Annotated in this window: 9 protein-coding genes; all 9 read right to left on the bottom strand. The window is 60.1% G+C overall.

The window, feature by feature from the left end; translation table 11 throughout:
- Positions 1–3: 3 nt before the first annotated feature.
- Positions 4–453 carry a type II secretion system major pseudopilin GspG gene (gene gspG / locus NQL71_RS11155; RefSeq protein WP_248686816.1) on the bottom strand — a complete coding sequence of 150 codons (450 nt, stop codon included), beginning with the start codon at positions 451–453 and terminating at the stop codon, positions 4–6.
- Between the two features lie 3 nt (positions 454–456).
- Positions 457–1,665, bottom strand: coding sequence for a type II secretion system inner membrane protein GspF (gene gspF, locus NQL71_RS11150; protein WP_046819938.1), 1,209 nt, complete (start codon positions 1,663–1,665; stop codon positions 457–459).
- Between the two features lie 3 nt (positions 1,666–1,668).
- On the bottom strand, positions 1,669–3,126 hold the full coding sequence (gene gspE, locus NQL71_RS11145; RefSeq protein WP_046819939.1) for a type II secretion system ATPase GspE: 1,458 nt from the start codon (positions 3,124–3,126) through the stop codon (positions 1,669–1,671).
- Positions 3,123–5,051 carry a type II secretion system secretin GspD gene (gene gspD / locus NQL71_RS11140; protein ID WP_274642645.1) on the bottom strand — a complete coding sequence of 643 codons (1,929 nt, stop codon included), beginning with the start codon at positions 5,049–5,051 and terminating at the stop codon, positions 3,123–3,125. Before gspD ends, gspE begins: the two co-directional genes overlap by 4 nt.
- Positions 5,052–5,059: 8 nt before the next feature.
- The gene (locus NQL71_RS11135) at positions 5,060–5,578 is read right to left on the bottom strand and encodes a type II secretion system protein N (protein WP_080957109.1); all 519 of its coding nucleotides are present in this window, start codon (positions 5,576–5,578) and stop codon (positions 5,060–5,062) included.
- 34 nt (positions 5,579–5,612) lie between these two features.
- On the bottom strand, positions 5,613–6,167 hold the full coding sequence (locus tag NQL71_RS11130; protein WP_343228874.1) for a cytochrome b: 555 nt from the start codon (positions 6,165–6,167) through the stop codon (positions 5,613–5,615).
- Between the two features lie 27 nt (positions 6,168–6,194).
- On the bottom strand, positions 6,195–7,661 hold the full coding sequence (gene gbpA / locus NQL71_RS11125; RefSeq protein WP_248686825.1) for an N-acetylglucosamine-binding protein GbpA: 1,467 nt from the start codon (positions 7,659–7,661) through the stop codon (positions 6,195–6,197).
- 291 nt (positions 7,662–7,952) lie between these two features.
- The gene (gene hemE / locus NQL71_RS11120; protein WP_046816966.1) at positions 7,953–9,020 is read right to left on the bottom strand and encodes a uroporphyrinogen decarboxylase; all 1,068 of its coding nucleotides are present in this window, start codon (positions 9,018–9,020) and stop codon (positions 7,953–7,955) included.
- Between the two features lie 253 nt (positions 9,021–9,273).
- Complete coding sequence (locus tag NQL71_RS11115; protein ID WP_046816965.1) at positions 9,274–10,692, bottom strand: glutamate synthase small subunit GltD family protein; 1,419 nt, start codon at positions 10,690–10,692, stop codon at positions 9,274–9,276.
- Positions 10,693–10,724 lie beyond the last annotated feature (32 nt).

The raw sequence follows: 10,724 nt of genomic DNA, 5'->3' as shown, positions 1-10,724 counted from the left end.
GCTTCAACCACCCCAGTTGCCGATTTCCGCCGCGTGCCCTTCGCCGCCCGCGACGCCATCGGAGCCAAGGGAATACAAGTCGTAGCCGCCATCAGCCGACTTCACACCGGGATTGAGGTACTGATAGGGCGTGCCCCACGGGTCAACGGGCAAGCTTTTCAGGTAACCCTGAGGGTTCCAGCTGCGTGCCGCCGGCAACCCGGAAGGCCGCTTGCTCAAGGCCTCCAGCCCTTGCTGCGTGGAGGGGTAGTGGAAGTTGTCGAGGCGATACATTTCCAGGGCGGTGCCGATGGCCTGGAGATCGACTTTGGCGGCGGTGACTTTGGCCTGATCGGGACGGCTCATGAACTGCGGCACCACGATGGCCCCCAGGATGCCGATGATGACCACCACCACCATGATCTCGATCAGGGTGAAACCGTGCTGGGAAGCTCTGTGACGTAAAGCGTTCATGGATCAATTCACCAATTGGTTGAGGCTGAGAATCGGTAGCAGGATGGCCAGGACAATCAGCAGCACGACGCCGCCCATCAGCACGAGCATGGCCGGCTCGAATAGGCTCACCACCAGGGCAATACGTGCCGCCAGGCTGTTTTCCTGTTGCTCGGCGGCACGGGCCAGCATGCGATCGAGTTCGCCCGCACGCTCGCCGCTGGCAATCATGTGCAGCATCATCGGCGGGATGTCGCCGCTCAGTTCCAGGCCATGGGTCAGGGTTCCACCTTCGCGGACCGAGCGGGCGACGTCGGTCATTCGCGCACGGATGGTCAGGTTGCCGATCACCGCCGCGGCGATTTCCAGGGCATCGACCAGGGGCACGGCGCTCTTGCCGAGGATGGCCAGGGTGCTGGCAAATCGTGCGGCTTCCATGGCGCGCAGCACGTCGCCACAGACTGGCAGTTTCAGCGCCAGACGATGCCAGCGCAGGCGCCAGGCCCGTTGACTCAAACTCCAGCGCCAGAAGGCGATCAGCAACACCAGCGCGGCCAGCAACAACAGGCCATGGTTGCGCAACCCGTCACTGGAACGGATCAACACGCGAGTCAACCACGGCAATGGTTGGCCGCTGTCGACGAAAATCTTCACCACGTCCGGCACCACGTAACCGAGCAGAAAGCCAACGATGACCAGGCTGGCCAACATCAGGATCAACGGGTACACCAGCGCCATCTGGATTTTTTGCCGCGAGGCCTGGCGGGCCTGGGTATACGCGGCCAATTGCTCCAGCACATGACCCAGATGACCGGAACGTTCGCCGGCGGCCACGGTGGCACGGAACAGTTCCGGGAACGCCTTGGGAAACTGCGCCAACGCAGCGGCCAGGGCATGACCTTCCATGACCCGGCTCCGGACCGCCGACAGCAAACTGGCAACCCGGCGCTTGGCAGTCTGTTTCGCCACTGCCTCGAGAGATTCCTCCAGAGGCAAACCGGCCTGAACCAGCGTGGACAATTGCAGGGTCAGCAGCGCCAGGTCGGCGGCACTTAATCGCCCTGCGTTACCTTGCTTGTTTGCGCCTCCACTGACCCGGATTTCCTTGATGTCCCGCGGCCACAACCCGCGCTCACGCAACAGCTGGCGCGCATGACGGGGAGTGTCGGCCTCCAGCCGCCCCTTGCGCCGGTGCCCCTGATCGTCATCAGCCCGATAATCGAATGTCGGCATGACCTAGTCCTCCCGAGTCACGCGTAGCAGCTCGTCGAGACTGGTCAATCCATCCAGCACCCGCTGGCGACCGTCCTGGAACAGACTGCGCGACGTCAGGCGTGCTTCGATGGCCAAGGCCTGTTCACTCGCCCCCTGGTGAATCAGCGCTGCCAACGCCGGTGTCACGCTGATCAGTTCATAAATGCCGACGCGCCCGCGATAGCCGTGCTGACACTGCTCGCACCCCACGGCCCGGAACAGTTGCAACGATGCCACGCCCAGTCCCAGGCGCTGGCAGGCGGCCGCATCCGCGCTGTAGGGCGCCTTGCAATGGGGGCATAACGTGCGCAGTAATCTCTGCGCCAGGACACCCACCAGCGACGACGCCAGCAGGTAGCTATCGACCCCCATGTCTGCCAGGCGCGTCATCGCGCCGACCGCGCTGTTGGTGTGCAGCGTAGAGAGCACCAGGTGACCGGTCAGGGAAGCCTGCACGGCGATTTCAGCGGTTTCGCAGTCACGGATTTCACCGACCATCACCACGTCCGGATCCTGGCGCAGGATCGCGCGCAAGCCCCGGGCAAAGGTCATGTCCACTTTCGGATTGACCGGCATCTGCCCGACACCCGGCAGGTGGTATTCGATGGGGTCTTCAACCGTGAGGATGTTGCGTGTCTGGTCGTTCAGACTGTTGAGCGCCGCGTACAGGCTGGTGGTCTTGCCGGAACCGGTGGGCCCGGTCACCAGCAGAATGCCGTGGGGTTTACCCAGCAGGTGGCGCAGGTCGCGCAGGATGTCGTCCGGCATGCCCAGGCGCGACAACTCAAGGCGCCCGGCCTGTTTGTCGAGCAAGCGCAGTACCACCCGTTCGCCGTGTGCCGAGGGCAGGGTCGAGACCCGCACATCCACTTCATGCCCGGCCAGGCGCAAGGCCATCCGCCCATCCTGGGGCACGCGTTTTTCAGCGATATCCAGGCGCGCCATGACTTTGATGCGTGACACCAGCAGCGTCGCCAATTCACGTCGAGGCCGGAGCATTTCACGCAATTGCCCATCGACTCGCATGCGCACCGACAGGTACTGCTCGAAGGTTTCCAGATGCACATCCGAGGCCTGCTCGCGCATGGCCTCACTGAGTAGCGCATTGATCAGGCGGATGATCGGCGCATCGCCCTGCTGCTCGAGTAAATCGGCAGTTTGCGGCACCTTGTCCACCAGGCTGAGCAGGTCCAGTTCTTCGTCCAGCCCTTGGGCAACCTGCTCGGCGGCGCTTTGGCCTTCGCGGTAGGCGGCTGCCAGGCGTGTGGCAAATATCTCGGGCTCCAGCACTCGAAGCGGCAGCTCGCGAGCACATGCCCGGCGAGCTTCCGCCAGGGCGGTCAGTGGCGTATCGGCCCGCACTGCAAGACTCGACTCGCCGTCTTCGCACTCCAGCAGCACACCGAATCGACGGGCAAAACCGAAGGGCAGTTGGGTCATGGCGCAGGCGACGCCGGCTTGCGCAGGTCGAACACCGGGGCACCGGAAGCCGGTTCGAACAGCTGGCGCGAATCCGCCGGCAACAGCAATGAGTTGTTATCCAGCGCCCCTGACTGGCTCAAGTCACGCAGGGCGTTGTAACGCTGCTGGCTGATGCCGCTCAGGTCTTCCTTGCTGCGCACGATCGTTGGTCGCAGGAACACCATGAGATTGCTTTTGCTCTGGGTATCGCGGTTCCAGCGAAACAGCGCGCCCAAATAAGGAATATCCCGCAGTAACGGCACCCCGCTTTTCTGGGTCCTGACGCTGTCTCTGATCAAGCCGCCGATCACGATGATCTCGCCATCGTCGGCCAGGATGGTGCTCTTGAGGGCGCGCTTGTTGGTGATCAGGTCCGAAGAGTCGATGCCCGATACCGAGGGCGCGATGTCCGACACTTCCTGCTCGACCTCCAGCCTCAGCGTCGAGCCTTCGTTGATGTACGGCTTGATCTTCAGGCTGATGCCCACGTCCTTGCGTTCGACAGTGGTAAACGGATTGTCCGCACCATTGCTGTTGGTGGCGTAAGAGCCGGTCTTGAACGGGACATTCTGGCCAACGATGATGTGCGCCTCCTGATTGTCCAGGGTCAACAGGCTTGGCGTGGAGAGCAGGTTGCTGTTGGTGTTGCTGGCCAGTGCCGAAATCAATGCGCCAAAACGATCACTGCCCAGGCGCAACAGCGCGCCTTCGGGTGCGGATTTTTTCTCGTCGAAATCCAGGCCGCCAACAATGGGGATATCCGTGCCGGGGAAGTTGATGAAGCCCTTCGCATCCCCCGTGCTGATGCCCCACTGCACGCCAACCGCCTCGGCGATGTCCCCGGAAATCTCGACGATGGCGGCATGGATCAGCACTTGGGCGCGCGGCTGGTCCAACTGACGCACGATACTTTCGATGGTCCTGACCTGCTCTGGTTCGGCGATCAGCACCAGCGCGTTCTGGCTTTCGTCGGCCTTGATCATGAAGGCCGTGCCAGGCGTTACATCCTTGCTGTTGCCAAGGGTGGGAGTCGCCTTTCGGCCTTGCCCCATGCTTTCCAGAATCTCTGCGAGCTGCTTGGCATCGCTGTGACGCAGGCGGATCACCCGGGCGTTGTCCGGCGTCTCGGTGGCAGGAATATCGAGACCGCGCGCCAGCTCGGCCAAGCGTTGGCGAACGGCTGACGGGCCAATCAGGATCAGGCGGTTGGTCCTGGTGTCGGCCAATACCTGGATCGCGCTCTCGGCAGTGCGCTTGCCCAGGGACGCTTCCATCACGGGGGCCACGTCGCTGGCCCTGGCGTGGCGCAATTGCACCACCGCGTGCATATTGCCTTGTCCGGAGTCCAACTGGCGGATGACCTGGCTGATGCGTTGCGCATTGGCGGCCGTTTCCGTGATCACCACCGCATTGGTCGACACAGACGGCCCGACATAACCGCTGGCCGAGACCAGGGGTCGGACCAGCCCGGCGATGTCGGCGGCACTGCTGTTGTTAAGCTCGATCACCCGGGTGACAAATTGCGAGGGCGTAGCGTTTTTTGCAGGACTGGTGCCGGCGCGCGTCTTGGCTTCGGTCACTGGCGTGATCAGGATCCGGTCACCTTCATCGATCACCGTGAAATTGTGGGCGTCGAGCACCGAGTAGAACAAACGGCGGACGCCTTCGCGATCAAGGGCTTGCCGAGACATCACGGTGATGCGACCGGAGACCCTGGGATCAAGCACCACGGTGGTCCCCAGAATGCCGGAGATCTCTTCAACGATGTCGCGCAGCTCGGCGTTATTCATCGCCAGCTGCCACTTTTCTTGCGCAGCCCGCACCGTGCCCGGCAAGGCCAGGCTCGCCAAAATGACAAGTAAAAACATGGAGCGCAAGGTCTGCACGCCAACGAAACTGTTCATGATGTAGATCACTCTGACAGCCCGGAAACCGGGCGTAGATAACGCGTGGAAACCGCGGAAGACTGTGTGTCACCCGGCGACTCGAATCGACGCAGGAAGCTGGCGGCAGACGGTTGCAGCGCTAACCGCTCCTCCCGCCCCTTGTTCCACAGCACCACTTGATTGGCCTCGACGCGACGCAGAACGCTGCCACCGGGCAAGCGTTCGCCCACCTGGTAGATGCGCGAGCCTTGGGCGTCGGCGAGCAACGCTCTGGACAAACCGTTGCTGAGCACAAAGCTGGCCTGCAAGGTCAGCGGCTCGGCACTGGCAAGCAATGAGGTTCCTTGTGTCAGGCCCAGCACCGATGCGACCGCCGTAGCATCCAGCGGTATGTGCACGGGAACAGCGGTGGGTGCCCATACCGGTAGTGGCGGCGAGGCCAGGCGCTCACGAAAGTGCCACTCCTGCCAGATCAGCAGCACGGCATAACCCAGCGGCATGACCAGCAGGCTAAAACGACTCATCAGCTTCAACGAGTTCTTCACCAGGGAAGCGCTCTATCGAATAATTGCCGCATCCTCATAACGACATCCGCCGCAGTACCCGGCGGCCGCAAATCTCGTGCACGATCACGGCACCGACATGCAGTGCAATCAGTGCCGAAAGAACCCCACTCGCCCATGCATGAACCGTGGTGAACTGCGCGATGAGGAAGGAATTGCCTAAAGGTTGAGGGATCTCGACCAGGCCGAACACATTGATGGGGCGATCCATCATCAGCACACCGGTCACTAAAACAATGCTCACCGCAAGGTAGATCAGTACGTGAGCAAGTCCCACGAGCCTTTGCCCCGTCGATGCCGCCACCTTCCTTGCATGCAAAGTGTGATAGACAAAAATACAAACTCGCCAGATAAAAAACGGTATGAATACTGTGGTCAGCGAAACATTGATGAATGCCACCGACTGCTTAACCGGGACGGATACATTTACGACAGATACATAGAACCCGGAAGCCAGAGTCCACAAGATGATCGCTGCCGATATCCAGTGCAGCAGCACGCGTTGTCTGGAATAACCGGAAACCGTCATTTGCATCTCGATAAAAAAATGAACCTTCAGGCAACCTTTCACAGGTCACCTGAAGTACTGCCAAAGAACTTAGAGTTTGTTCCAGGCCATGTGCGAGTGCGCACCGACACCGGGTTCAAAACCATTGGCAGTCGGGCTGTACTGCTTGCAATAACCCGATTCAGGGAATGGCTTGCACTCGAATACTTCATTGGTCTTCGGTTGCAGTACCTTGGTGCCGGCGGTGTACTCGCTGATGCCTTCCGGGAACACGAAGTCGTAGTCGGCACCGGCACCTTCACCGGTCACGTTGATAGTTTGGGTGTCCTGTCGGGTGGTCCGGCCATCCAGAGTGGTGCCAACCAGTGTCAGGGTATGTGCCCCGGGATTGCTGCGGATATCGATGGCCAGCCAGTTGGAACCACTGTCCGCCTGTGTCGATGTCGAGCCCACCGGCTTGTTGTTCTGGTCGAACAGAATTGCTTCGACGTTCATCTTGCGATTGGAGATCATTCCAAAATCGACCTTGGCCTGACCTTTTACCAAAACATACTGCGGCTGCATGGCGCCGACTGACAGCTTCGCCGCTGCATCTTCCTTCATGTCCAGTTGCAATTCGTAACGGGTTACGCCGCTGTCTTTTTGCGCGTATACGCTGTTGTTGCCCTTGACTGGTTCGATCGTGCCGCTTTCATCACGAACACCTGCACGGATGAGCGCGTGAGCCTTGTTGATGGCTTCTGCCAATTTGAACGACCAGTTGTTTGGCGAACCTTCCTCGGCACTGTCGATGGAGATTTCAACGCTATAGTCGGGGTTTTCACCATTGGCGGAGAACGCGCGCGCCTTGACCTTGTCTCCGACCAGCAACGAGGTCGACGGCGAGATGCTGCCCACGGAGGACCAACCGCCCGGTAGTTCTGGTTCTGCAAGAATGTTCACATCCGCCGCGTTATAGAACGCTGCATCGGTATCACCAACCGTCCAGATCGCCAGGATGACGTGCTGGCCGGACTTGTCCGTGGGGATGTTGCAGTTATGTTTGGCACCCGTCACCGGCTTCTGGTTACCGCCATCGATAGTGCAGAACGGCGTGCTTTCGAACGTGGCACGCTTGAGCGCTTCGTTGGGGTTCCAGCCGTTGCGGGTGATGAAATATTCATGCTTGGTGGCCGGATGCACAGCGGTGTACTGCCATTGGAAATCGATGTTGCGATCCTTGATTTCCGTCAGGTGCCAACGGGCGGCCGACTGGGCGTCCAGGGCGGAGAACAACGAGTGGCCGCCACTCGCGATCTTGCCATCGACTGGCCCTTGCAGAGGCGCGCCGCCAATGCCCGCCGGGAAACCCTTGAAGGTTTCACCGACACTTTGAGGTTCGTATTGGGCACCACCACATTTGGTATTCAAGCCTTTCTGGCAAGCCAGCGCGCGCGAAGGCGGCACTTCCAGATAGCCATGCGCGGAAACACTTTGTGATGCCAACATTGCCGATAACAGGATCATTGAAGAAGTGCAGGCGGCCAACGCACTTCCCTTGCAATAAGTATTTTTCATCCAATAAATTCCAGACTGCTTATCGAGAATTAAGGCGCGCATTGCAGGCACCATTAATTGCAATTGAGCTCAACACTGGTGAGCACGGATTCGCGAATATACTCGGATGAAAGAGCTTAATATGTAGGAAAAATCGCCAATTACATGAGGATATTTCTTTCCGGCCCGATATCTGACAAAGAAAGAAAATAAATCTTACAAGAGGCAACAATTAAACTAGAGACAAAATAAAACATATAAAAAAACCCGCCTGGCGCCAGGCCAGACGGGTTTTAATCAACTTTGACGTAATTATTCGTGATACTGCGCCGACAACTCATGCACCGCGCGCAGGAAGGCGCCAGCGTGTTCCGGATCGACTTCCGGGGTGATGCCATGGCCAAGGTTGAACACGTGGCCGCTGCCCTTGCCGTAACTGGCGAGAATACGCCCGACTTCGGCACGAATCGCTTCCGGCTTGGCGTAGAGCACCGTCGGGTCCATGTTGCCTTGCAAGGCAACTTTGCTGCCGACACGCTCACGGGCGTTGCCGATGTCACAGGTCCAGTCCAGGCCCAGGGCATCCGCGCCGGCGTCAGCAATGCTTTCCAGCCACAGGCCACCATTCTTGGTGAACAGGATGACCGGAACCTTGCGACCTTCGTGCTCGCGAATCAGACCGCTGACGATCTTGCGCATATACGCCAGGGAAAACTCCTGGTACGCCGCCGCCGACAGGTTGCCGCCCCAGGTATCAAAGATCTGCACGGCTTGCGCACCGGCCATGATCTGGCCGTTGAGGTAGCTGGTGACCGACTGCGCGAGTTTATCCAACAGCAAGTGCATGGCTTGGGGGTTGTCGTAGAGCATGGCCTTGGTCTTGCGGAAGTCTTTCGACGAGCCGCCTTCGACCATGTAGGTGGCCAGGGTCCAAGGGCTGCCGGAGAAACCGATCAGCGGCACGCGGCCGTTCAGTTCACGGCGGATGGTGCTGACCGCATCCATCACGTAACCCAGGTCTTTGTGCGGATCAGGAATCGGCAGGGCTTCGATGTCGGCCAGGGTGCTGACGACTTTCCTGAAGCGCGGACCTTCTCCGGTTTCGAAGTACAGGCCTTGGCCCATGGCATCGGGGATGGTCAGGATGTCGGAGAAAAGGATCGCCGCGTCCAGTTGTGGGTAACGGTCCAGCGGCTGCATCGTGACTTCGCAAGCGAACGCCGGGTTCATGCACAGGCTCATGAAATCGCCGGCCTTGGCACGGCTGGCGCGGTATTCAGGCAGGTAGCGACCCGCCTGACGCATCATCCACACAGGGGTGACGTCTACGGGTTGCTTGAGCAGGGCGCGCAGGAAACGGTCGTTCTTCAGGGCAGTCATGTCGGCATCCGGAAAAAAAGTGCGGGCATTTTCTCAGAGCGCGACGCAAAAGGCACGAATGCAGGTCAGCCTTTTGTCTATCGGGTCAATTTGTCGCGCTGGAACACGATTTTCCGCAACGCCCTAAAACAACTGTGGGAGCGAGCCTGCTCGCGAAGAGGCCGGCACATCCAACATTGAAGTTGGCTGGCAGACCGCTTTCGCGAGCAGGCTCGCTCCCACAGGGTTATTGCGTTTGGCTCAGGCGCCGGGGTTAGACGCCCAGGTAATCCAGGATCCCTTCGGCGGCATTGCGGCCTTCGAAGATCGCCGTCACCACCAGGTCAGAACCGCGAACCATATCGCCACCGGCGAAGATTTTCGGGTTGCTGGTCTGGTGCTTGTACTGGCCTTGTTCCGGGGCCACGACACGGCCCTGGCTGTCGGTCTGGATGGCGAACTGATCGAACCACGGTGCCGGGCTTGGGCGGAAACCGAAGGCGATGACCACGGCGTCGGCCGGGATGATCTCTTCGGAGCCCGGGATCGGCTCGGGGCTGCGACGGCCACGGGCGTCCGGTTCGCCGAGACGGGTCTCGACCACTTTCACGCCTTCGACCTTGTCTTCGCCAACGATGGCGATCGGCTGGCGGTTGTAGAGGAACTTCACGCCTTCTTCCTTGGCGTTCTTCACCTCTTTGCGCGAGCCCGGCATGTTCGCCTCGTCACGACGATAGGCGCAGGTCACCGACTTGGCGCCCTGGCGGATCGAAGTACGGTTGCAGTCCATCGCCGTGTCGCCGCCACCCAGGACCACGACCTTCTTGCCTTTCATGTCGACGAAATCTTCCGGCGACTTTTCAAAGCCCAGGTTGCGGTTGACGTTGGCGATCAGGAAGTCCAGGGCATCATAGACGCCTGGCAGATCCTCACCGGCGAAGCCGCCCTTCATGTAGGTGTAGGTGCCCATGCCCATGAATACCGCATCGTATTCTTCGAGCAGTTGCTCCATGGTCACGTCCTTGCCCACCTCGGTGTTGAGGCGGAACTGGATGCCCATGCCGGTGAAGACTTCGCGGCGATTGCTCAGCACGGTCTTTTCCAGCTTGAACTCAGGGATACCGAAGGTCAGCAGACCGCCAATTTCCGGGTTCTTGTCGAACACTACCGGGGTCACGCCACCGCGCACCAGCACGTCGGCACAACCGAGGCCCGCCGGGCCGGCGCCGATAATCGCGACACGCTTGCCGGTCGGCTTGACCTTGGACATGTCCGGGCGCCAGCCCATGGCGAACGCGGTGTCGGTGATGTACTTCTCCACCGAACCGATGGTCACCGCGCCGAAGCCGTCGTTGAGGGTGCAGGCACCCTCGCACAGACGGTCCTGCGGGCACACACGGCCGCAGACTTCCGGCAGGGTGTTGGTCTGGTGCGACAGCTCGGCAGCCTGGAGGATGTTGCCCTCGGCCACCAGTTTCAGCCAGTTGGGAATGAAGTTGTGCACCGGGCACTTCCATTCGCAATACGGGTTACCGCAACCCAGGCAGCGGTGGGCCTGGTCGGCCGACTGCTGGGGTTTGAAGGGTTCGTAGATTTCCACGAACTCTTTCTTGCGTTGACGCAACAGTTTCTTCTTCGGATCCTTGCGCCCGACATCGATGAACTGGAAGTCGTTATTCAGACGTTCAGCCATTGTTAAAACCTCATCAAACTCTTCAGGCGCAT

The sequence above is a fragment of the Pseudomonas serbica genome (genome assembly GCF_028823535.1).
Lineage (GTDB): Bacteria > Pseudomonadota > Gammaproteobacteria > Pseudomonadales > Pseudomonadaceae > Aquipseudomonas > Aquipseudomonas serbica.
Note: the sequence above shows the minus strand (reverse complement) of the source record. Positions and strands in the feature narration are given on the sequence as shown.

Bases quoted from the DNA above. Each gene is read 5' to 3' on its own strand.
- gspG (WP_248686816.1), bottom strand. From the start codon at position 453: ATGAACGCTTTACGTCACAGAGCTTCCCAGCACGGTTTCACCCTGATC.
- gspF (WP_046819938.1), bottom strand. From the start codon at position 1,665: ATGCCGACATTCGATTATCGGGCTGATGACGATCAGGGGCACCGGCGC.
- gspE (WP_046819939.1), bottom strand. From the start codon at position 3,126: ATGACCCAACTGCCCTTCGGTTTTGCCCGTCGATTCGGTGTGCTGCTG.
- gspD (WP_274642645.1), bottom strand. From the start codon at position 5,051: ATGAACAGTTTCGTTGGCGTGCAGACCTTGCGCTCCATGTTTTTACTT.
- gbpA (WP_248686825.1), bottom strand. From the start codon at position 7,661: ATGAAAAATACTTATTGCAAGGGAAGTGCGTTGGCCGCCTGCACTTCT.
- hemE (WP_046816966.1), bottom strand. From the start codon at position 9,020: ATGACTGCCCTGAAGAACGACCGTTTCCTGCGCGCCCTGCTCAAGCAA.
- NQL71_RS11115 (WP_046816965.1), bottom strand. From the start codon at position 10,692: ATGGCTGAACGTCTGAATAACGACTTCCAGTTCATCGATGTCGGGCGC.